Source organism: Campylobacter concisus, from assembly GCF_002912425.1.
Taxonomy (GTDB): Bacteria; Campylobacterota; Campylobacteria; order Campylobacterales; family Campylobacteraceae; genus Campylobacter_A; species Campylobacter_A concisus_AH.
Genome location: NZ_POYR01000174.1, coordinates 1 through 22,107, shown reverse-complemented (window position 1 = coordinate 22,107; position 22,107 = coordinate 1). Strand labels below are relative to the sequence as shown.

19 protein-coding genes are annotated in these 22,107 nt (G+C 40.0%); 10 read left to right on the top strand and 9 right to left on the bottom strand.

Features of this window, described 5'->3' with window-relative positions:
- Positions 1–275 precede the first annotated feature (275 nt).
- Together CYP84_RS09275 and CYP84_RS09270 are read left to right on the top strand one after the other, a co-directional pair.
- On the top strand, positions 276–992 hold the full coding sequence (locus tag CYP84_RS09275) for a basic amino acid ABC transporter substrate-binding protein (protein ID WP_012140154.1): 717 nt from the start codon (positions 276–278) through the stop codon (positions 990–992).
- A 100-nt stretch (positions 993–1,092) separates the two neighbouring features.
- Entirely contained in the window at positions 1,093–3,831 is a 2,739-nt protein-coding gene (locus CYP84_RS09270; protein ID WP_103637355.1) for a M16 family metallopeptidase, read from the top strand.
- 264 nt (positions 3,832–4,095) lie between these two features.
- Here CYP84_RS09270 and CYP84_RS09265 read toward each other — a convergent pair whose 3' ends face one another.
- From CYP84_RS09265 to CYP84_RS09255, 3 genes are read right to left on the bottom strand one after another with little or no spacing between them, the layout of a single operon-like run.
- The gene (locus CYP84_RS09265; RefSeq protein ID WP_103637354.1) at positions 4,096–4,998 is read right to left on the bottom strand and encodes a hypothetical protein; all 903 of its coding nucleotides are present in this window, start codon (positions 4,996–4,998) and stop codon (positions 4,096–4,098) included.
- A gap of 51 nt (positions 4,999–5,049) precedes the next feature.
- Entirely contained in the window at positions 5,050–5,271 is a 222-nt protein-coding gene (locus CYP84_RS09260; protein WP_002941152.1) for a hypothetical protein, read from the bottom strand.
- A 32-nt stretch (positions 5,272–5,303) separates the two neighbouring features.
- The gene (locus tag CYP84_RS09255; RefSeq protein WP_103637353.1) at positions 5,304–5,597 is read right to left on the bottom strand and encodes a putative quinol monooxygenase; all 294 of its coding nucleotides are present in this window, start codon (positions 5,595–5,597) and stop codon (positions 5,304–5,306) included.
- Positions 5,598–5,758: 161 nt separating this feature from the next.
- Between CYP84_RS09255 and CYP84_RS09250 the strand changes: the two genes are divergently transcribed.
- Positions 5,759–8,212 carry a molybdopterin-dependent oxidoreductase gene (locus tag CYP84_RS09250; protein WP_103637352.1) on the top strand — a complete coding sequence of 818 codons (2,454 nt, stop codon included), beginning with the start codon at positions 5,759–5,761 and terminating at the stop codon, positions 8,210–8,212.
- Between the two features lie 88 nt (positions 8,213–8,300).
- Positions 8,301–9,407, top strand: a complete 1,107-nt coding sequence (locus CYP84_RS09245) for a D-TA family PLP-dependent enzyme (RefSeq protein ID WP_103637351.1) — start codon at positions 8,301–8,303, stop codon at positions 9,405–9,407.
- 341 nt (positions 9,408–9,748) lie between these two features.
- On the opposite strand, the gene CYP84_RS09240 is transcribed toward CYP84_RS09245, so the two are convergent.
- From CYP84_RS09240 to CYP84_RS09215, 6 genes are all read right to left on the bottom strand, one after another.
- Positions 9,749–11,581, bottom strand: coding sequence for a dynamin family protein (locus tag CYP84_RS09240; protein WP_103637350.1), 1,833 nt, complete (start codon positions 11,579–11,581; stop codon positions 9,749–9,751).
- On the bottom strand, positions 11,574–13,655 hold the full coding sequence (locus CYP84_RS09235; protein WP_103637349.1) for a dynamin family protein: 2,082 nt from the start codon (positions 13,653–13,655) through the stop codon (positions 11,574–11,576). Before CYP84_RS09235 ends, CYP84_RS09240 begins: the two co-directional genes overlap by 8 nt.
- A gap of 267 nt (positions 13,656–13,922) precedes the next feature.
- Entirely contained in the window at positions 13,923–14,666 is a 744-nt protein-coding gene (locus CYP84_RS09230) for a hypothetical protein (protein WP_103637348.1), read from the bottom strand.
- 246 nt (positions 14,667–14,912) lie between these two features.
- Positions 14,913–15,527 carry a thiamine phosphate synthase gene (thiE, locus tag CYP84_RS09225; protein ID WP_103637347.1) on the bottom strand — a complete coding sequence of 205 codons (615 nt, stop codon included), beginning with the start codon at positions 15,525–15,527 and terminating at the stop codon, positions 14,913–14,915.
- Positions 15,520–16,272, bottom strand: a complete 753-nt coding sequence (locus tag CYP84_RS09220; RefSeq protein ID WP_430393522.1) for a hydroxymethylpyrimidine/phosphomethylpyrimidine kinase — start codon at positions 16,270–16,272, stop codon at positions 15,520–15,522. Before CYP84_RS09220 ends, thiE begins: the two co-directional genes overlap by 8 nt.
- Positions 16,265–17,593, bottom strand: coding sequence for an aminotransferase class V-fold PLP-dependent enzyme (locus tag CYP84_RS09215; RefSeq protein ID WP_103637356.1), 1,329 nt, complete (start codon positions 17,591–17,593; stop codon positions 16,265–16,267). The genes CYP84_RS09220 and CYP84_RS09215 overlap by 8 nt, the downstream gene beginning before the upstream one ends.
- Before the next feature lie 110 nt (positions 17,594–17,703).
- Between CYP84_RS09215 and CYP84_RS09210 the strand changes: the two genes are divergently transcribed.
- From CYP84_RS09210 to CYP84_RS09185, 6 genes are all read left to right on the top strand, one after another.
- Positions 17,704–18,537 (top strand): DUF234 domain-containing protein, encoded by an 834-nt coding sequence (locus CYP84_RS09210; RefSeq protein WP_103599161.1) that lies wholly within the window; start codon positions 17,704–17,706, stop codon positions 18,535–18,537.
- Entirely contained in the window at positions 18,534–19,520 is a 987-nt protein-coding gene (locus tag CYP84_RS09205) for a sensor histidine kinase (RefSeq protein WP_103567688.1), read from the top strand. Before CYP84_RS09210 ends, CYP84_RS09205 begins: the two co-directional genes overlap by 4 nt.
- Complete coding sequence (locus CYP84_RS09200; protein WP_103637346.1) at positions 19,520–20,176, top strand: cysteine hydrolase family protein; 657 nt, start codon at positions 19,520–19,522, stop codon at positions 20,174–20,176. Before CYP84_RS09205 ends, CYP84_RS09200 begins: the two co-directional genes overlap by 1 nt.
- A gap of 219 nt (positions 20,177–20,395) precedes the next feature.
- Positions 20,396–20,824 (top strand): TonB-system energizer ExbB, encoded by a 429-nt coding sequence (gene exbB, locus CYP84_RS09195; RefSeq protein WP_103637345.1) that lies wholly within the window; start codon positions 20,396–20,398, stop codon positions 20,822–20,824.
- Complete coding sequence (gene exbD / locus CYP84_RS09190; RefSeq protein WP_103570259.1) at positions 20,811–21,194, top strand: TonB system transport protein ExbD; 384 nt, start codon at positions 20,811–20,813, stop codon at positions 21,192–21,194. The genes exbB and exbD overlap by 14 nt, the downstream gene beginning before the upstream one ends.
- Positions 21,195–21,231: 37 nt before the next feature.
- Complete coding sequence (locus CYP84_RS09185; RefSeq protein WP_103570260.1) at positions 21,232–22,005, top strand: energy transducer TonB; 774 nt, start codon at positions 21,232–21,234, stop codon at positions 22,003–22,005.
- The last annotated feature ends 102 nt before the right edge of the window (positions 22,006–22,107 follow it).

Here is a 22,107-nt window from a genome sequence, read left to right as displayed (position 1 = left end):
GAATGCAGTTTATTCTAAAAAACCTACCTTAAATTTTAAAATTTATGAACGAGTAATTTCGGCTCTAAAATTTGAGCTAAGCAATAAGTGAAGCCAAATTTTAGTAGCCAATTCTTAGGGGTGAGTGGAATTTTAAAATTTACCTGACTTCTTTTGGCACACTTGCCTATACGCTTTACGAGCTTATGTAAATTTCTGTCATTACGCTAAATTTAAACAAATTTTAATAGATAAATGCCGATAATTAGGGCATTAAATCACCTTAAAGGATAGACATGAAAAAGATCTTTGCTCTTTTACTGACAGCTTTTGTTGCTCTTTGTGCAAACGAGCTAAAATTTGGTACAGCGGCAAACTACCCGCCATTTGAATATATCGATGAAAACAACAAAATAACAGGCTTTGACATCGATTTGATAGATGAAATTTCAAAGCGTGCTGGCTTTTCATACAAGATCATAAATATGAGCTTTGATGGTCTTATCCCAGCGCTTAAAGCTGGCAAGATAAATGGCATCATAAGTGCGATGAGCGCGACTCCTGATAGACTAAAGTCGATTGATTTTACAAAACCATACTACCTAACTGAAAACATCTACCTAAAGAAAAAAGGCAACGATGCTTTAAAAGCTAAAGAGGAGCTAGCTGGCAAAAAAGTGGGCGTGCAACAAGGCACCATCCAAGAGCTAGCTGCAAATGCGATAAATGGCGCAAAAGTAGTGCCTTCAGAAGATACTGTGCCACTCATCATGGGGCTAAAAGTTGGCAAATTTGACGCGGTTATCCTTGATAGCTCGATCGGCTATGGTTTTATCAAGAAAAACCCTGAAGTAGAGGCATTTTTCAAAGAGGTTGATGGTAGCGAGGGCTTTTCAATCGCTTTTGATAAAAATAAGCAGAGCGAGCTTATCGCTAAGATAAATCAAATTTTAGATGAGATGAAAAAAGACGGCAGCTACGACGCACTGCTTAAAAAATACGAACTAAAATAACACCTCCCAACTAGCCTGCAAATTTAGCAGGCTAGCTTTATCTTGCATTTTAAAATTTATACTAAAATCCGCTTTTACATAGAAATTTAAAGGACGGATTATGAGAAAAATTCTGCTGTTTTTGTGCCTGGTGCTTAGCCTAAATGCGCTGCAAAATGACAAAGATATGCTAAGTGGCGAGCTTGAAAATGGGTTAAAATACTATATAAAAGAGAATAAATTTCCACAAAAAACGGCCATCTTTTACCTAGTCGTAAATTCAGGCTCGACCGATGAGAGAGATGGCGAGCAGGGGCTTGCACACTTTTTGGAGCACATGGCGTTTAATGGCAGCCGTGACTTTAGCAAAAATGAGCTCATTAAACAGCTTGAGAGCCTTGGGGTTAAATTTGGCGCTGATCTAAACGCGCAAACAAGCTACGATCAGACGAGCTACACGCTAAGCATAAATGTAAATGAGAAAAATTTAAAGGACGTTTTTAAGGTCTTTTCAAACTGGATCGATGGCGTAAAGATCGACGCAGGCGAGCTTGATAAGGAGCGCGGCGTCATAATGGAGGAGGAGCGCCAGCGAAACACGCCAGCATATAGGCTCTATCTTGCCCAGAGCAAGGACATCTTTGCTGGCAGCATCTATCAAAAAAGAGTGCCTATAGGCGATATGAACGTGATAAAAAGCGTAGATGCTAAGCACATGCAAGGGTTTTACGAGAGGCTTTATCAGCCAAGATTTATGAGCTTTGTAGCTGTTGGCGACTTTGATAAAAACGAGATAAAAGCTCTGGTAGAGAAAAGCTTTAGCGCAGCAAAAAACAGCAACTCATACGTTCATCCAGACAAAAGCATCGCTTTTAAAGACGGGCTAAACGTCTTTAACTACGACGCAAACGAGACGGCAGCTCAGTTTGTAAGACTTAGCTTTTTTGATAAATTTAAGCCAGTCTCAAACGAGGCTGATGTGAAGCGAAATTTAAAAGATGCGCTAATAGCTAGCCTTATAAATATGCTTTATGAGCAAAAAAACGCAAATAATTCATCAAATTTAAGTGTTGATTTTATGGCGCAAACGCTTCAAGCAAAGCAAAAAATTTATAGCTTTGAGGCAAATGTGATCGGAGATGATTTTAACGCTAGCCTTAAAGATATGTTAAGCGTTTTAAAGGGTATTGAGAAATTTGGCTTTAACAAAGGCGATTTTAGTGATGTGAAAAAGGCGTTTGTGGCAAATGTAGAGGCTAAATTTAAACGCTCAAAAACTAAAAAATCAAGCGCTTATGCAAGCGAAATTTTAAATATGATAGAAAATGGCGGCTTTGTGCTAAGCGATGAAGATAGCAAAAATCTTAGCCTAAAGCTCTTAAACGAGATCACGCTTGAAGATGTTAATGCTAGATTTAAGCAAATTTTAGCCATACCTGATGAGCGCGTGAGGGTCTTTAGCAAAGACGGCTTTAAGCTTAGCAAAGATGCCTTTTTAAAACTAAAAGATGAGGCAAAACCTTATGATACAAATTTAGCTAACCAGAGCCTAAATAAGAGCCTTGGCAATGAAAATTTAGAGCCAAAAGATATCCTTTCTAGCGAATTTGACCAAAAACATGGCATCTACACTTATGAGCTACCAAATGGCTCGCAAGTCATCTTTAAGCCACTAGCCACCAAAAAAGATAGCATCTTGTTTGCGGCCATTAGCAAGGGCGGCACTTCAGATCTTGCTGATCCTAAGCTTGGCGGCTTTGCGGTTGCGCTTACAAATGAAAGTGGCGTTGGCAAATTTAACAACTACGAGCTTTCAAAGGTGCTAAACGACAAGATAGTAAGCTACGAAAAGAGCATAGAAGCGCTTACACAGGGCATTTACGGCTCTTCAAGCAGTGGCGATCTTAGCTCGCTGCTAGCTGTTATAAATTTAGAGTTTAACTCCCCAAGAGTCGATGCAAACGTGCTTGAGAGGATAAAGCAAAGAGCAAAAGATGAGCTAGCTAAAGAGCAAAATTTACCTGAATATAAATTTAGCACCGAATTTAGCAAGTTTTTTTACGAAAACAACAAGCGTGTAGCGCCCATCGAGATGGCGCAGATCGATGCGCTAAAGCTAAATGAGCTAAAAGAGATCATCAAAGATAAATTTACAAACGCAGCCTCATACACCTTCGTAATCATCGGCGACACCGACGAGGAGAGGCTTTTGCCGCTTATTAAAAAGTATATCGCCACCTTGCCAAAGCTTGGCGAGGCTGAAAATTTTAAAGATGATGGCGTGCGAAGCATCAAGGGGCAGCACACCTTTAAAAGAGAGTATCAAAGCACAAAAAGAAGCGACGTGAGCGTGGATATAATAAATTTAGATACAAAATATAGCTTTAAAGAGGTGGTCAAGCTAAGGGCGCTAAGCTCGGTCTTAAAAACGGCGCTTCGTGAAAAGATAAGAGAGGAGAAGGGGCAAACTTACGGCTTTAGCCTAAACGCCAAGCTCTCACGCTATCCGTATGAGCACTCAAAGGTGGTGATCGGCTTTACTTGCGACCCTGCAAACACGGACAAGATCATCGCCGAGATAAAGGAGATAATAGCTAGTATCAAGCGTAGTGGCACGCTCTTGCCAAAACATTTGGAGGATTTTAAGGCGCAGAGTGAAATTTCTATAAAGAAAGATTACGAAAAGCCTGAGTTTTGGCAAAATCTCATCATCTCAAATAAAATTTTTAACACGCCACTTTACACGGCTGATGAGTATATAGATGCGGTCAAAGCGGTCACGAATGACGATATCAAAGAGGCTGCTAGGCTATATCTTGATGAGAAAAATATGGTGATAAGCATAAATAATCCGAAGTAGAAATTTGAGGGCAGCTGGCTTTTTAAATTTAAACTTGAATATAAAATTTGGAGCTAAGCTAACTCTTTAAATTTAAATCTAAATAGAAATTTGGTCGGTTAAGCAGGCTTTTTAAATTTAAGCCCGAATATAAATTTATGGAGCTAAACTGGCTCTTTAAATTTAAGACTAAGTAGAAATTTGAGAAGTCAAGCTGGCTTTTTAAATTTAAATAGAAATAGAAATTTAGCGTGTAAAGCCAGCCCCAAAATTTAAACTCTAAAGCTAAGCCAGTATATCCTTTGGCTTTAGCTCGTTTAGCTTTTGCACCAGATCATCAAAGCTCGCTCCATTTTCGACCTCGCGCCTTATAAATTCCTCGAAAAACTCGCGCTTTATATCCTTATTGGTGTAGGTCACGCTCTTTTTGGTAACTTGCATAGGCTTAAATTTCTCTTCTTCTATTTCTTCACCGCCATCTTCTCTAACTGGCGTAAGGGCGATATTTTGCAGCACATCAGCGATATTTTCGCCCTTTTCATAGCTTGTTTTTAGAAATTTCAAAAACTCATCTTTGCTGTTTTTATCAGCGTAGCTTACACGATGTGCCATCGCTTGACCTATGATTTCTATGCGCTTTTTAGCCGATGTTTGCTCGTAGTGCAAGGCACCGTCTTTAAAAGAAATTTTCACATTTGCATGCTCGCCAAGTATCCTTTCGGCGGTAAATTCCAGCCATTTGTCTTTAAATTTATCGACACTTAGATCGGAGTCTAGCAAATTTGTAGCTTCGCGGTTTAGATAAAGTGTGCCGTTGGCGTGATTGATTAGAATTTTCAGGTTGTCGGTGGCATTAGCATATATATTGTAAGTTTTGTTAAACTCATCTACGCTAAAGCCGTTTTTCTCGCTAGTAAGGATGGAATTTAACCTCCAAAGCTTCGTGCTATCAACGAAATTTTTAAGGCTAGCAACCTCGTCTTTACTCATAGAACTATCTATGCCATTTATCTTGCCCCAGATAGAAATTTTATCATTTGACGAGTAGCCAGAGAGCGATAGATGCTTGATGTCTAGGTCATTAGGAGAAATTTTTACCTTGCCTAAATTTGCGATAGTCGCTGGCTGCTTATTAAAAGCGTCTTGATAGTTAAAGCTTTGATTAAATCCATTTAGCGCGTTTATCATGCCAGATCCTTTAACACTATATCGGCAAATGGATTTAAATTTTAAGTGGGATTATTTTTTATTGCGGTATTTTTCAAAAATGGCGATCATCTGGTGCGAGTCTTGCGCGACTTTGAGCTTGTTTGGGTTTTTGCTAAGTAGCTCTTCTCTTAAAGCGTCGATGAACTCCTTGTCCTTTTTGCAGGCTTCAAGGCTCACACGTCCTCTAAGTATAGCCATAAACATAATATCGGCAGTCGCGTTTATCATCTCAAGCATCTTTTCTTCGCTCATTTTTTTAAATTTTGCCCTTTTTTAAGCAAATATTATTCCTTTACGCTTACAAAATTTATTATTTTCACCTCTTGGCTCTCTTTGCAAGCCTCCAGCGCAGCCGCATTTTTCACCATGTGAGCGCTCTTCATGTGCTCTTTTTGGCTCTCTAAATTTTCCCAGCTCTCCATAAAGCAGTATTCGCTTTTAGAGTCTGCAACTACGCCACACTCGTAGCTTATGCAGCCTTTATCTTTTCTTGAAGCTGGCACGATCTCTTTTAAAATTTCTTCAAATTTCGCCTCACATCCAGCTTTTAACTTTACATTTACATAAAATCCTACCATTTGCCTATCCTTTAATATTTTTTGGCTAAAATAACGCAATTTAGACGCAAGTTTGCGTATTACATTACAAGGCCTTTTCATGACAAGATGATACAAAATACTAAATTTATAACTCATAAAACCAACCAAAAACAGTAAATTTAACCAAAAACGGAGAAAAAATGAAAAGACGAGACTTTTTAAAGCTTGGTGCCTTAAGCGCAGCAAGCCTTCAAGCAAAAGAGCTTGACGGAGCAGCTCAGGCGCTCTTTGACAAGCAAAGCGGACTAAGTGCAAACAAATTTGGCCCATTTTATGTAAAAACTATCGCAGGGCGCGTGGTTGAGACTGAGCCATTTGAGGGCGATGCGTGCCCAAATGAGCTAAACAACGCACTTCTTGATCATATCCAAAATGAAAGCCGTGTAAAATATCCATTTGTTAGAAAGAGCTTTTTGGCTGACCCAAACAACCCAAAGCCAGAGCTTCGTGGCAAAGAGGAGTTTGTGCGCGTTAGCTGGGACGAAGCGATAAAACTAAGTGCGAAAATTTTAAAAGAAAATTTTGATAAATACGGCGCTGAAGCGATATACGGACAGGTTTATCAGTGGGGTAGCCTTGGTAAAGTTGGTCACAGCCAAAAGACCGCAAAGAGGCTACTTAACGTGCTTGGCGGATATGTAAATGAGCTTGGTGGCTACTCATACGGCGCAGCGACTGTCATCATGCCTCATATCACTGGCTCGATCGACCCAACGCTCGCACCAACAAAGTGGGAGGCTATCTTAAAAAATGCCAAAACGATCGTATTTTGGGGAACAAACCCAGTCGTTTCAAACAAGATCGCCATTGGCGTGCCGCTTCACAACTCATATAAATACTACGATGAGATCAGAAAAAAAGGCGAGAGCGGCGAGATGAAAATTTATAGCGTCGATGTTTATCACAACGAAAGCGCAAGATATTTTGGCGCAAAGTACCTTGAAGTCGTGCCTTGCACCGATACGGCGATGATGATAGGCATATGCAACTACCTTTTTGAAAAGGGGCTTTACAGCAAAGAATTTATAGAAAAATACACCGTTGGCTTTGATAAATTTAAAGAGTATATGCTTGGCACAAAAGACGGGGTCAATAAAAACCTAGCTTGGGCAAGCAAAATTTGTGGCGTGAGCGAGCAGGAGCTGGCAAAATTTAGTGAGGATCTAGCTAAAAACGACTCGGTCATAGTTAGTGGCTACGCCATCCAAAGGCAAGATCACGGCGAGATGGCCTACTGGGCGCTTGTGACGCTAAATGCGATGCTTGGACACATCGGCAAAGAGGGTTGTGGCTTTGTCACAAATGACGGCATGCACAAAAATGCTGATGAAAGCTTCATAGCGCCTAAACTAGCGGCTTTTGAGACGAAGGTACCACAAAAATTTATTGATAGTGGCCTAGTGCCAAAGACTAAGGGCTACGAGCTGCCAAACTCAAGGCTCATAGACGCACTTTTAAGCCCTGGCAAAGAGATAACTAGAAATGGCAAGAGCTACAAGCTACCAAAGATCAGAGTAATGTTTAACGCCAACGGCTCGACATTTACAAGGCACCCAGAGACAAATAGAGCGATAAAAGCTATGCAAAAAGTTAGTGCGATCATCACTTGCGAGCCATTTTGGACGAGCACGGCCAAATTTAGCGACATCGTCCTGCCAGCTGCGCTTGAGTGCGAGCGAACGGACATCGAGATGGCAAACTCAACTAGCGAATATCTATTTGCCATTAAGCCGCTTGTCACGCCATTTGGCGAGAGCAAGAGCGACTTCGAGATCGCAAGGCTGATCGCAAAAGAGTGGGGAAGGGAAGAGGCATTTAGCGAGGGCAAAAGCGAGCTAGAGTGGGTCAAGGAAATTTACGAAGATGCCGTTAAAAAGGCTGCTGGGCTTGGGTATGAGAGCATGCCAAGCTTTGATGAGTTTTGGCAGAAGGGATATTTTAGATTTGACAAGGTCGATGAGAAAAAACGCTACTTTACAAACTACAAGAAATTCCGTGATGATCCAGCGGCAAATCCGCTAAAAACGCCATCTGGCAAGATAGAAATTTACTCTGAAACGGTCGCTGGCTTTGGCTACGACGACTGCCCACCGCATGCGACGTGGCTTGAGCCATTTGAGTGGCTGGGCGCAAAAAATAAAAAATACCCTATCGCCATCAGCGGCGCGCACTCTAAATTTAGACTTCACTCACAGCTAAACAACTCTGTGCTTCGCCATTTTAACGAGATCGCAGAGCGCGAGCCAGTGCTCATAAACCCAAAAACAGCCGAGGCTAGAGGGATAAAAATGGGCGACGTGGTGAAAATTTACAACGACAGGGGCGAAATTTTGTGCGGTGCCTTTGTGACCGAGGACGTGCCACAAAACGTCGTCATCGTGAGCGAGGGCGCTTGGTACGACCCAGAGTTGCCAGGCGAGAAGAGCCTTTGCTTGCACGGAAATTTAAACGTGCTCACAAAAGACGTGCCATCAAGCAAGATGAGCCAGAGCAACACCGCCCACACGAGCCTTGTCGAGGTCGAGAAATTTAAGGGCACGCCAAAACGTGTCAGGGCGTTTGACGCACCAAAGATTGGCGCAAGAAAGGCCTAAAAGTAACACTTTGAAAATTTAAAGTGCTAAAAGCTATCCTTTTTTAAATAATTAGAGTTAAAATCTAAGAAAAAAGAAAGGATAGCTCATGAAAATCACTGAAATAGACACCCCAGCACTGCTCATAGACAAAGATATAGTGCTAAAAAACTTAGAAAAAATGCAAAAATATGCTGATAAATTTAACGTAAGCTTAAGACCACATACTAAAACGCACAAGATGCCGTATTTTGCAAAACTGCAAGTAGAGTGCGGCGCAAAGGGCATCACGGTGGCAAAGGTGGGCGAGGCTGAAGTGATGGCAAAAGAGGGGCTAAACGACATTTTCATCGCAAATGAGATCGTCACAAGGCAGAAATTTGCTCGCATTATAGCGCTTGTAAGATCTGGCGTTAAAGTGAGCTTTGGCGTCGATAGCGTGGGCGTTTTAAGACTCATCGATGAGGTCTTTGGCGAGGCTGGCGAGATAGCTAGGCTGCTTGTTGAGATAGAAGTTGGCGAAAACCGCTCAGGCGTCATAGAAGAGGGCGATTTTACAGCTTTGATGAGTGCTTTTAAAGAGTGCAAAAACGTGGAATTTTGCGGCGTTTTCTCACATGATGGTCACTCGTACAAGGCAAAAGATAAGCGTGAGTGCGAGCAAATTTTTAGGGTGGCAACCATGAGAACGCTAAAATTTGCTGATATCGCGCGTGAGTTTGGGTATGAAAATTTCACCGTTAGCATCGGCTCTACGCCGTCGCTGATAAATGATTTTGAGATACCAAAAGGCGTTACGGAGCTGCGCCCTGGCACATATATATTTATGGATGCGTCGCAGGCAAATGCTTATGGTAGCTTTGATATGAACGCTGCTAGCGTGCTTAGCGTCGTGATCTCAAGGCCGACTGCGATCCGCACGATCCTTGATGCTGGAGCAAAGGCACTAACCAAAGAGAGGCGCAGCGAGGGCTTTTGCACGACGCCTGGCATGGGTCTCATCGCGGAGCATGAAGTGTGGATAGACAGCCTATTTGACGAGCATGCGATCATCTTAAATGAGAAATTTGCTAACAGCGTGCGCGTGGGCGATCTCGTGCGTATCTATCCAAACCACATCTGTCCGGTGGTAAATTTGTATGACTACGCCTATCTCGTAAGCGGCGATGAAGTCTGCGAAAAAGTGCCAGTTTTGGCGAGAGGCAGGATAGAGTAGGGATTTGGCAGATAAAACCTGTATTAAACAAATTTAAAACACTGTATGGATCGTAGTAAATTTATGCTTTTGGGCAAATTTTAAAACTTCATTCACTCGCAAGAATTGACTACTAAAATTTGGCTTCGCTTGCAGCTTAGCTCAAATTTTAGAGCCGAAATTACTCGCTCATGAAATTTTAAAATTTGCCTCACGCTTATCTGACTTGATAAATTAAATTTGCAAATTTTAAAATCTTACTCACTCGCCTTAGCAGACTACTAAATTTAGAGCCGTGATATGCTCGCTCATGAAATTTTAAAATTTGCTTGACACTTGCACGCGCAGTTTGAAGTCAAATTTTACTTTAATATCACCGAACTCTCTTGCAGTTTTTCTAGCTTTAAAATTTGCTCTTTTGGCTTTGCTTTTAGGCGTTCAAGCATCGCTATTTTTTGGGCGTAAATTTCATTAAATTCGGTCTTTATGTCAAGCAAAGTTTTATTTAAAAAAGAGTTATTTGAGCACATAAGATCGTCAAATTCATAAAGGCTAAAGGCATTTAGCATGCGCTCATAAACCTCTTTTACGCTTGGGATGTAGAGTGGAGTGCCCATTTGCAGGTGCGAATTTAGCGAGTTTTCGATCTTTTGCTTTAGAAAATAAACCGCAAGCTTAAGCGCATTTTCGTAGTTTGACGCAACCTTTACGTCAAGCTTTTCAAAAAAGAGCGAAATCTTTTGCGTCGCCTTAAATTTGGCATTTTCATACTCTCTTAAGAAATTCTCATAGGTCCTGCCAGCGTAGGTGTTTATCGATTTTGTCTCGTAGTTTGAGGCAAACTCATCAAATGGATTAAAGCTCTCATAGCGAGATTTATAAACGAAAAGCTCATCTTCTAAGCTTTTATAAAGCTCATCAAAAGCCGATATGATCTCATTTTCAAGCTCTTTTAGATCTCTTTTATAGCGTTTAAAAAATTTAGAAAAAACGACGTCTTCATATATGAGCTTTGAAAAGACCTCGTCCGTGTCAAGGCTTATCATCTCAAAATTTTCGCGCTTATAAATTTCTTTGTTTAAAAGCGTCTTTGCTGGGTTAAATTTTGTCCTAGAAAATGGCTTAAGCAGCTTAAAAACTTCATCGCTTGCAAGCTTGATAGCCTCGCTCATATCGCTGTATCGCAGGGCGATTTTAGGCTTAAACTCCTCTTTTATCACCTCTAGTTTTTCTTCAAGCGTGGCATTAAATTTATCCAAAATTTCATCAGCTGCGCTATAAACTTTAAGGCGGTTTTCTTGCTCAGCGATTAAAAAATTTACTATCTTTTTCGCCCTTGCTTTTATAAAATTTTCTTTAAAGTTCGCGTTTAAAAACGCCTCTTTTACCGCGCTTAGTGCTTTAGCGAAATTTGAGCTTTCTAGCTCGCTCTTGTTTTCATTTGTGATGCCAAGGAGTGCTTGCTTTGACGAGATGGCGATGATATCTTCAAACAGCTCGCCATAAGTTTGCCTAGCGTGCTTTAGCAAGCTTTCAAGCTCATCCTCGCTTAGCTTATCCTTTTGGTTGATGAAGCAAAGCGCCTTTAGATCGTTTGTCTTTAAAATTTCTTCTACGCTTTCAAGCTCGCTAGCCTTTGCTGCGTTGTTTGCGAGGCTTAGCCAGATCGCGCCACAGACCTTTTTTAGCGTGTTTTTGGTCTCTTTTGTGTCGGCATCTCGCAGCGAGTTTAGCCCTGGCGTGTCGATGAAATTTACCTCTTTTAAAATTTCGCTTGGCGCATAAAGTGTCATGCTTTTTATCTGCTCGCTCATGGCGTTTAACTCTGTAAGCTCGCTGCTAGCTAGCAAACTCTCGTTGCCATTTGTAAATTTCACGCTAAGAAGTGGCATCTTTGCAAATTTTAGCCGCACAGCCTTTGCCGTGACAGGCGTTAGACCTGATGGCAAGATGTTTTGTCCAAGCAGAGCGTTTAAAAATGTTGATTTGCCACTTGAAAACTGACCGATGACGGCGATTAGAGGCGGCTCATTTAGAGTGTCGATTAGTAAATTTAGGCTCTCTTTTATCTCATCGCTTGCATGCAGACTTGGGTCATTTAGCTCATTTACTAGCCTTGCTAGCTCACCCTTAAAATCGTTTGTAAAAACCTTAAAATATCTCGCCTTATAGGCATTTATAAACTCGTTAAACATTTTCTAGCTCCCCTAAAAGCGAGCAAATTTCATCTTGCAAGGCGTTTTGCTCTTTTAGTTTTAAAAGTGAGTTTTGATTTTGCGAGCTAAGCTTTTCTAGCTCACGATCTAGCTCTTTTAGCCTCTTATCAAGCGTGGCTTTTTGAGCTCTTTCATAGGTTTTTATGAGATTTAAAAGGCGATTTTTTTCATGATCAGTTAAAATTTCACAAAATTGAGAGATATTTTTATCTTTTAGCAATCCCTCTTTTAAGCCTAAAAGTGCTTCACTTGCATCATTTGAAATTTTAGCTCTAAATGCAGCTAAAAGCTCCTTAAATTCAAGCTTTACGCCCATTTGCTCTAAAAAGTCATTGATGTTAAAAACCTCGTCTTTGCTCATCACATAATCATCAAAATTTAAAGCGATGTTTTGCTCGCAAGCCTTTGTTTGCACCAAAGTTTCATTTCTAGCCTCTCTCATAAGTGCCATCACACCGTCACGAAGCATCGTTTTTGCTATTTGCTCTAGGCGCTCTAAATTTAAGCTTTGCTTTTTACTTTTACAGTAAGCTATCTCACTTTTTACCTTGTCGTTTAGATTTTGCAAAAGCGTCTCAAGCCCCATTTTATAGATGTTTTTGGTGTTGCTACTTTCAAGTTTTGCAAGCTCATTTTGAGTTAGACTTTCAAGTTTAGAGAAATTTTCACTAAGTGCGTTTTTAACGTTTGCCTGCTCATTTTGAAGCTTTTTAAGCTCCACCTCATAAGCTTTGAGCGACAAAATTTCAGCCTTAGTAGCTTCAAGCTTGCTATTTAGGATATTTTTTAGCTCCTTTTGATACGAGCTTAAGATAAGGGCTGATTTTTTAGAGTTTTTGCCAAAGAGTACCTCGTAAAGATAGTCTTTAAACTCCTCTACGCCGCTATTTGCAGAGCCTTCTAAGTAGCTTTTTGCACTAAGCGCAAAATAATCAATCTCCACGCCATTTATCTGCTCGCCGATCGCTTTTTTAGTGTAGTTTAGCGTCTCGTTTAGCTCTTTGGCACTTAGCTCATCAGCGTGAGTTAGCACCACGGCAAGCCTTACGATATGCGAGTTTTCAAGACATTTTTTCAAAAATAGCGCGTCCTTTTGCGTGGCACTTTGTGAGGCGTTCATGAGGTGAGCTAAAAGGTCGCACTTTTTCATAAAATTTGTAGTGATCTGCTCTCTTAAAACCACCGCATCATCGATGCCTGGCGTGTCTATGATGCAGACATTGTCCTTTAAAAGCTCCAAGTCGTCATAAAGCTCGACACTTTTTACAAGATTTGCTGTTTTTGAGCTTGAAGATGTGTAGTTTTTTATCTCGTCTATGCCGATATCTACGCTTTTGCTTGGTAAATTTTCGCTTGGTACGCCAAGTGCTAAAAGCTCATCTAAGGTGTAAAAATTTACTCTCGCAAAGCTATCTTTGGAGTGTTTTAAAATGGTTAAATTTATCGTTTCTGGCACGTTTGAAGCGCCAAGGACGGATTTGTTTAAAAGGGCGTTTAAAAGGGTTGATTTGCCAGAGTTTATGACGCCACTTGCAGCTATGTTAAAAAGCGTTTCGTTTGATCTTTTTTTGGCTGCCATAAGCGCCTCTAAAAATGTTTTTTCATTATCAAGCAAGCTGGCTTTTTCGTTTATCTCATTTAAAAAGTCTAGGTTTTTATGGAAGTGATCTTTTGGCTTGGCATGAGAAATTTTAGCCTCATTAGCGCCCTTGTTTTTGCTTATGATCTTTTCTAAAAAGGCAAATTTCTCATCATCTATGATCTTTTCATCACGTAATTTTTCTAGGTATTTTACTATCTCATCGCTTGAAATTTTGGCCTCGTTTAGCGCCTTAAGAGTCGCAAGCTGCGCACTTTGTATGCTAAATATATCAAGCTCGATTTTAAGCCTTTTTAGCACCGCTCTAAACTCATCAAGCGCCATAAACTGATCTAAATTTTTCTCGTCGCATACTAAAAGAAGAGCTAGCAAATCTGGGTAAAATGGCACGCTAGCAGCAGCATTTGTATAAATTTTATTTGCACGCCAAGCCTGTTTTAAAAACTCATCCATAAAGACTCTTTTTGTTGATATTTTAGGATTTTATTAAATTTTTACTTATGAAGCTATCAAAAAATGAGGATGGCGCTCAAGCAAAAGGATATAAAAGAACTTCGCACAGCTACAAAAAATAGTATCAAAAAAGCACCGAGTTTTGGTTACAAGTAAAATACAACTTTAATTTCCAAAATAGCTAATTTGCTCTTGCAAATAAGTGAGAGCATTGTTTTTAAAATGTAATACTTTTAAACTTAAAGATATTTGTTTTAGTAGCAAAATTTATCTTGTGTAAAACATCGCCACCAAACCACGGTTTATATCTTTTGTATCGCCGTCATCTATCTTTGTAACCTTTGAGATATTAACACTTTTATCACTATTTATCGTGAAAGTAAGTTCAATAACTCTCTCATTTATCTTTTTAGTATTTTCACCAAAATAGATCACTTCTGGCTCTTTTTGCGAGTAGTAGGCGGCATATTTGCTTTGAGCTACAACGTTGTCAAAGACCCATTTTTGCTTGATATCTAAAATTTGAGCAAGCTCATTTTTAAACTCAAGGTCACAGCTAACAGAGGCTAGATAGCCAGCGCTTTCTTTCGTTGGATCAAATTTACAGTGCTTGTTTGCGATGGATAAAATAGTCTCTTTGTCTATGTTTTTGCCGTTCTTTAATATGCTATTTGCGCTATCAAGTGCTAGTTCCAAGCTGTTATCAACTTTTTTTTGCTGAGCAGCCTTGGCATTATTTAGAGCTTTTATGTAGCCGTTATTTTTTCTTTTAAACTCATCTTCAAGTACATTTTTTCCCACTACGCAGCTTACTTTAACCACTTTCTTTCCATCGCTACTAATGTCTTGCCACTGAGTGCTTGTGCAGCCCTTAAAGCTATCTATCGCTGAGCCTATTGTTATTGATTTGTTACCTTTTAAAATGTAGTTTTTAACAATGCCTATGTTGCTTTCCTTGCAGCCCACTAATAATAAAAGTGCGCTAAATCCTAGAAATAGAGCCTTTTTCATCATTTTACCTTTTTGTAAATTTGACGAAATAGTACCAAACTAAAGTTTAAATTATTATGATTTTATTAAAATAAATTACATAAATATAATTTATTAAAATATTTTAGAAAATTTGAATTTTATAAATGAAAAAAATTAGCAGTCAATTCTTGCGAGTGAAATTTTATAATATGCAAAAAGATTTACTGAATTTGTAAATTTATTTATCATGATTCAAAACAATTTTTTGCTAAAACCAGCTTAGTTTCAGAAATTTAACTCAATTATCTTTTGTAAATTTTTGATATTTTCTTTGATGTTACCGTCTTTGTAGATCGCTGAGATGACGGCGATGAGATCGGGTTTGGCGTGTGAGAGCGAGCCGATATTTGTCTCATTTATGCCGCCTATCACGCAAACAGGTAGATCTAAAATTTGCTTTGCTTCTTTAACCACTTCAAGCCCACATTTTGGGGCATTTGGCTTTGTGGAGCTTGTAAAAATAGAGCCAAAAGCGACGTAACTGGCCCCGTTTTTAGCGGCATTTATGGCTAAATTTATATCGTTATAACAGCTAACGCCCACGTATGCGTCCTCGCCTAAAATCTCAAACGCCTCTTTTATATTTTCATCGTCTTTGCCTAGATGAACGGCCTTTGCGCCTATCTTTTTAGCAAATTTGACATCGTCATTTACGATAAATTTCGCGCCAAATTTCTCACAAAAATTTAAAATTTCACTCGCAAGCTTCTCGTTTTTGACCGCTTTTTTTGACCTAAACTGAAAAAATTTAACCCCGCACTCCAAAATCTCTCTTGTGTACTCCAAAGCCAAATTTTCAGGCATTAGCACGTCGTCACTGATAGCGTAAATTTCAGCCATTAAGCCCTGCTTTATGATCTATAAGTCTTGCTCCAAATTTACTTTTATGTGCATTTTTTATCCCATTTGCCACAAATTTTTTAGCCATTTTTATGGCGCTTACTAGATCACTTTGCTGCGCTAAAATGGCCGCTAGCGAGCTTGAGAAGCTACAACCAGCCCCGTGCATCATCTTTGGCTCAAAAAGCTCCTCGCTAAATTTCTTCACGCCCCGGTTTTTTAGATAGAGCGTATCCTCGCAAATTTCATCAACCTTTGTTCGCTTTAGCACCATATCGCAAGGCAAATTTGTAAAATTAATACCCAAAATCCTAGCCTCATCTACATTTGGCGTGGCAACACTTGCGAGGTTTAAAAGCTCTTTTAGCGCCTCGATCGCCCCATCTTCAAGCAGTTTTGCACCTGACTTTGCCACACAAACAGGGTCAATCACAACTGGCACATTTTTAGCCCTAAATTCTTTTAAAAACGCGCTTACAACGGCTATTATCTCCTCGTTAAATAGCATGCCAACCTTCACAGCGTCTATGTCAAGCTCGGCTAGCACCATCTCAAACTGAGCTTTCACTATACTTGCTGGCATTGCAAGCACGCTGTTAACGCCATTTGTATTTTGCGAGGTCACGGCTGTGATGACGCTTGCGCTAAAGCAACCAAATGCCTCGCAACTTTTTATATCCGCCTGCACTCCTGCACCGCCGATGCTGTCGCTTCCAGCAACTATCAAAACATTTTTTTTACTCACCCACACACCCACTTATCTCTTTTACGTCAAAAGGGTCTTTGACCTGCCACGAAAGTGCGTATTTCTCGATGCTTTTCTTGATCGCACTCACCAGATAATCAATATCCTCAAAGGTATGCGTATAGTGCAGGCTCGCCCTCACCCAGCCTGGCTTGTGGGTGAAGCTTGGATCCTCTTTTAGCCCCAAAAGGTCGTGTCCGTATGAGCCTGCGCATGAGCAGCCAGCACGTGTTTGTATGCCATACTCTTTGCTTAAAATTTTTGAAAGCTCGTATGGAGCTACGTTTTTTACATTAAATGAAAAAATGGCAAGGCGCTTTAAATTTGCCGGGCAGTAGCTAACTAGCTCTGGAATTTCTCTTAGCCTTTGGCAAAAGTATTCGCTAAGCTCGCTCTCGTTTTCGTAAATTGTAGCAAGCCCTATCTCTTCTCTTAGCTTGTAAGCTAAATTTGCCCGTATAAGCCCCAAAATAGGCGGTGTGCCAGCCTCTTCAAGTGCCTCTTGATCCTTTAAAAATATATGGTAGTTTTTGCTAACATAGCTTACCGTGCCACCACCTGCAAAGCTTGGCACATCGTCATTTGCAAGCACTTTTTTGATTGCCAGTAGCCCACAGCTACCAACTCCGCCAAGAAGCTTATGCGGCGAGATAAAAAGAGCGTCAAAGTAGTCGCAGTCTAAATTTGCATAGGCACTAAGGCTCGCCACGTCAAATGCCACGATGCCGCCAAATTTCTTAACAAGCGTGCAAATTTGCTTGTAGTCGCTTATGACGCCTGTGACGTTTGAGGCTGCGCTAAAGCTAGCGATGATCTCACGCCCTGCGTTTATCTTTAAAATTTGCTCCAAGTGAGATAGGTCGATGCTGCCGTCTTTTGCAAGCCTTATGCGCTCGACCTCGCAAAGTGCCTCTTTAAAGCTGATCTCATTTGAGTGGTGCTCATAAGGGCCAAGTATTACTAGCGGCGAGCTATCATCAACCTTTAGGTTATACCTTCTTTTAGCAGCTGGAGGCACATAAAGCCCCAAAAGCTCTTGAAATTTCTTGATCGCACCAGTGGCGCCGTATCCAGTGGCTATGAGATAAAAGCTATCATCAAGCCCTAAAAATCGCTTTAGCTCGCTTCTAGCGCTATCATACAAATGCTGCGTTTTATAGGCATTTGAGGATGTTAGCGAGTGGGTGTTGGCGTAGGTTTTTAAGATATCAGCGACCTCGTCCTCGATGGGTTTATACGCAAGTCCCGAGGCGGTGTAGTCGAAGTAATGTATCCCTTTTTTTAAAATAATATCTCTTCTAATGTGCTCTAAATTTACCAACTTTAGCCTTTTAGTTTTTGCGTGATTATAATTAAAATTTTCTAAAAATATGCTACAATCCGCCACACAAAGGATACGAAATTTTAGCCATAAAATCGACATTTGAGCGGATGAAGCACCTTGGTATTGCTGAAGTTATAAAATTTCATCTTGTTTTTGATGACTTTTTATTAAAGGGCTCATACTACGATGTTTTTGAGGCGATCAGGGCTGAAATTTTAGATGATTATAAAAATTTGATGGCTAGGTTTTACTTTGATGAGGATAGCGACGAGGCCATCAAAATGGCCCTCATCAAGCTTGCTAGAAGCGACAGAAAGAAATTTAGCGTAAATAAAATTTTGCCCCAAAGCATGACAAATAGGGTCTATGCAAAGCTTTTTAGTAAGGATTTTTTAGTGCTTGAAAAGAGCCAAGAAAAGCCACGAGTAAAAAGCAAACGCCAAATTTTAAAAAAGAGCGAGCGAGCTTATAAGATAGAGGATAAAATTCACTTTAATAGCCATTTTTCAAGGTTTTGGTTTAGATTTATCGAGCCAAATTTAAGCCTTTTAAAAGAGGGCAGGAGTGAGGAAATTTTAGAGCTTATAAGAAGAGAATTTGACGAGTACGCAAGCCTTGGCTTTGAGCTTTTAAGTGGCGAGCTAATGGCTAAAAAGCTTGGGTTTGATGGCATTTTGTTAAGCTCATTTTGGAGTAAAAATATAGAGCTAGACATGCTTTTTAGCATAAATGGCAAGATAATAGTCGGCGAAGCAAAGTATAAAGAGCGAAAAATTTGCAAAAATGTCTTAAATTTAGTCCTTCACAAGTGCGAAAGACTAGGCATAAAGCCTGATATCGTGGCACTTTTTTCAAAAAGTGGCTTTAGCAACGAGCTTTTGGGCTTAAAAGATGAGCGGCTTAGGCTTTATGAGATAAAAGATTATGAGGAGTTGCTGTGAGTGATATCGATATACAAAATGGCCTAAAAAGCCTAATAGAGCAGACCTATCTGATAGAGCGTGAGTATAAAAATTTGACCGCTTCTTATATGAGCTTGCAAGGTTTTATAAAAGATATCGTAGAAATTTTGCCAAATGCCATTTGGGTACTTGATGAAAATGATGAAATTTTCTTGCAAAACTCAGAGGCGCAAAAGCTTGGCAAAGCGCTAAATTTCATCCCAAAAGATGAGGGCGAGCTAAACTTTGGCTCACAAATTTATCTAGTAAAAAAGGTGGTAAAGGATGATAAAAAGATCATCTCAGCTACCGACATAACGCAAGAAAAACGCACCGAGCGCCTAGCCTCAATGGGTCAAGTAGCAGCGCACCTAGCTCACGAGATAAGAAACCCCATAGGCTCTATCTCGCTTTTAAACTCCACCCTTTTAAAAAGAGCCGAGCCAAAAATTTTGCCTATCGTCGAGCAGATACAAAAGGGTATTTGGCGGGTTGAGCGCATCATCAAAGCCACACTTCTTTTTACAAAAGGGCTTAGCATCACGCCAAAGGAATTTAACTTTTTAGATATCAAAAGCGAGTGCGAAGAGGCGCTTAAATTTTATGAGTATTCAAAAGATATAACTTTTGAGCTAAATTTCCCTGACGCCTTTTATTGTGGCGACTTTGACCTCATCGCGATGGTCTTTCAAAACATTTTATTTAACGCGATCGATGCTATCGAAGAGGACGAAAACGACGAAGGCGTGGTGAGGCTAAGCTACGAAAAGACGCCAAATGAACATAAATTTATCGTCTATGACAGCGGTGTCTCTATAAAAAATGAAAATATCGTCTTTGAGCCGTTTAAGACGAGCAAGCTAAAGGGCAATGGCCTAGGACTGCACCTTTGCTTGCAGATCATAGAGGCACACAAGGGCAGCATAGAGATAACCCTTGAGCCAAAGACATTTTGTATAAATTTACCTATAAAGGAGAAGTGATGAGTGAAATTTTAGATGAGCTAAATGCGTGGCAAAATGGCCTAAAGGCGCTTAAATTTAGCGAAATTTTTAAAAATGGCAGCGAAAAAGTGGTCTTTATAAGCGTTGATATGATAAATAGCTTTTGTTGTGATGGTGCGCTTGCTAGCAAGCGTGTAGGCGAGTTAGCAAGCCGTATAGCAGATACTTTTAGGCTGGCAAGAGAGAAATTTGACCTTAAAAACTACATCCTAATCCAAGATGCTCATGAGCCAAATTCAGCTGAGTTTGCGAGCTTTCCAGCGCACGCTATAAAAGGGCAAAATGAGGCAGAGGCAGTTGATGAGCTACGAAATTTAGACTTTTTTAGCGAGATGAAAATTTTTTACAAAAACTCACTTAGCATCGCTTATTCGCAGGAATTTAATAAATTTATAAGTAAATTTGACAGCTTTGTCGTAATGGGCGACTGCACCGATATGTGCGTATATCAGCTTGTTTCTCACCTAAGACTTAGCGCAAATGAGCAAAATTTAAAGCGAGAGATCATCGTGCCTGCAAATTTGGTGCAAACCTACGACGCACCAGGGCATAGTGGTGATTTTTACCAAAATGTATTTTTACACCACATGCAAATGGCGCTGAACGCACGTGTGGTTAAAGAGCTAGAAATTTAGCCATATATTTACATTAAAAACAATTATCAAGTTATAAAATTTAGCGCTTATCTATCGTATTAATATAGTTAATAACGCAGATTTGCGCTAATCTTTAGATCTATTTATTTAAATTTCTTTTCTTAGTAAAATATTTTTAGATTACATTTTTACAATATATTTGACATTAATTATCAATATAGTTATAATCACACTCAAATTTTAAAAATAAGAGGCATTATGGAACTTTTAAAACACAACATTGACTATATAATCATCGGTATTTTGGGCGTTATGAGCTTTTTTGTGCTTTGGTATACGATCGAGCGTATCATTTTTTACTCACGTGTTGATATAAATGGCTATAAAAGCATCAAAGAGCTTGATGAAGCGCTGACAAAAAATTTAACCACGCTTTACATCATCTACTCAAATGCCCCATATATCGGACTTCTTGGCACGGTTGCTGGCATCATGATCACATTTTATGACATGGGTATGGCAGGTGGCATCGATACAAAAAGTATCATGATCGGCCTATCTTTGGCGCTAAAAGCGACCGCATTTGGCCTACTTGTGGCTATCCCGACGCTCACGATCTACAACGGTTTTGTTAGAAAAGTCGATGTCATGATAAATAGATACAAGGCCGAAAATGCGTCTAAATAAAAAAGATGGGCTAAATATCGTCCCGTTTATCGATATCATGCTCGTTTTGCTAGCCATCGTGCTAAGCATCTCGACCTTCATCGCCCAAGGCAAGATCGCAGTCGATCTACCAAGTGCCAAAAGCGCACAGCAGGATAAAGAGGATGAGAAAAAAGTGAGCGTCGTTATCGATAAAGATAATAAATTTTTTATAGATGATGCAGAAATTTCAGAAGATGAGCTAAAAGATAAGCTAAATGCTGTGGGTATAAAAACCTTAATTGAACTAAAAAGCGACAAAAACGCTAAATTTGACAGCTTTGTCAAAGTAATTGATATCTTAAAAGAAAAAGGTCACGAAAACTTTGCAATCCAAACAATCTCTGAGTAAAATTTCAAACTATAGCGGCCTAACGGTATCAGCGATAGTGCATGCAGCGGTGGCTTATTTCTTGCTTTCACATAATTTTAGTGAGATAAAGATAGGCGAGCAAAAACCTATAAAAATAGCTCTAAATTCTTTTACTCCGGTGCCGCAAACTTCGGCTCCGCAGATAAGCGAACAAGTGATGATACCTGAGCCAACACCGCCAGCTCCACCGCCACCGCCACCGCCAGAGCCACCGAAGCCAGAACCTAAGCCTGAACCAAAGGTCGAGCCAAAGCCACTACCAAAACCTGAACCTAAAAAGGTAGAAAAGCCTAAAGCTGAACCTAAAAAAGTGGAGAAAAAGCCACTGCCAAAGCCTGAGCCTCGCCCCGAACCTAAAATTGAGCCAAAGGCTGAGCCAACACCTGCTGTTACTGCTCCAGCTCCTGTCGCGACCCCGGCACCTGTTGTAAATACAAATTTACCAGCAAATAATAAGTCTATCGCCTCAGCTCCAGCTCAAAAAGTAGCCCAAGAGTTAAATTTATCAAACGCGCAAAGCGATGAGGACTTTAGTAAGGTTATAGCAGCTGTGAAAAAGCATAAAAGCTACCCAAACAACGCTAGGAGGATGAAGCATCAAGGCGTTGTTGAAGTTAGATTTTTACTTAAAACAGACGGTAGTATAGATGAGCTAAAGGTTACTAAAAGTTCAGGCTTTGAGTCGCTTGATAATGGTGCTTTAGAAAATGTCAAAAAAGCAAGCTCTGAGTTTCCAAAGCCAAAAGAAGCTCGCTATCTTCGTTTTCCGATAGCATTTACACTAAGATAGTTTTAGTTATATTTAAAAATAAATAAGGACAAATGATAAATTTTTAATCAATTATTATTCTTGTGATTGCCTTTTTAAGAGCTGCTTTAAAAGGTGATAGCA

What these genes read in the sequence shown, in the direction of transcription:
- CYP84_RS09235 (WP_103637349.1), bottom strand. Translation starts at nt 13,655, where the DNA reads ATGGATGAGTTTTTAAAACAGGCTTGGCGTGCAAATAAAATTTATACA.
- CYP84_RS09250 (WP_103637352.1), top strand. Translation starts at nt 5,759, where the DNA reads ATGAAAAGACGAGACTTTTTAAAGCTTGGTGCCTTAAGCGCAGCAAGC.
- CYP84_RS09240 (WP_103637350.1), bottom strand. Translation starts at nt 11,581, where the DNA reads ATGTTTAACGAGTTTATAAATGCCTATAAGGCGAGATATTTTAAGGTT.
- CYP84_RS09230 (WP_103637348.1), bottom strand. Translation starts at nt 14,666, where the DNA reads ATGAAAAAGGCTCTATTTCTAGGATTTAGCGCACTTTTATTATTAGTG.
- CYP84_RS09275 (WP_012140154.1), top strand. Translation starts at nt 276, where the DNA reads ATGAAAAAGATCTTTGCTCTTTTACTGACAGCTTTTGTTGCTCTTTGT.
- CYP84_RS09270 (WP_103637355.1), top strand. Translation starts at nt 1,093, where the DNA reads ATGAGAAAAATTCTGCTGTTTTTGTGCCTGGTGCTTAGCCTAAATGCG.
- exbB (WP_103637345.1), top strand. Translation starts at nt 20,396, where the DNA reads ATGGAACTTTTAAAACACAACATTGACTATATAATCATCGGTATTTTG.
- thiE (WP_103637347.1), bottom strand. Translation starts at nt 15,527, where the DNA reads ATGGCTGAAATTTACGCTATCAGTGACGACGTGCTAATGCCTGAAAAT.
- CYP84_RS09260 (WP_002941152.1), bottom strand. Translation starts at nt 5,271, where the DNA reads ATGAGCGAAGAAAAGATGCTTGAGATGATAAACGCGACTGCCGATATT.
- exbD (WP_103570259.1), top strand. Translation starts at nt 20,811, where the DNA reads ATGCGTCTAAATAAAAAAGATGGGCTAAATATCGTCCCGTTTATCGAT.
- CYP84_RS09265 (WP_103637354.1), bottom strand. Translation starts at nt 4,998, where the DNA reads ATGATAAACGCGCTAAATGGATTTAATCAAAGCTTTAACTATCAAGAC.
- CYP84_RS09255 (WP_103637353.1), bottom strand. Translation starts at nt 5,597, where the DNA reads ATGGTAGGATTTTATGTAAATGTAAAGTTAAAAGCTGGATGTGAGGCG.
- CYP84_RS09210 (WP_103599161.1), top strand. Translation starts at nt 17,704, where the DNA reads ATGAAGCACCTTGGTATTGCTGAAGTTATAAAATTTCATCTTGTTTTT.
- CYP84_RS09200 (WP_103637346.1), top strand. Translation starts at nt 19,520, where the DNA reads ATGAGTGAAATTTTAGATGAGCTAAATGCGTGGCAAAATGGCCTAAAG.
- CYP84_RS09245 (WP_103637351.1), top strand. Translation starts at nt 8,301, where the DNA reads ATGAAAATCACTGAAATAGACACCCCAGCACTGCTCATAGACAAAGAT.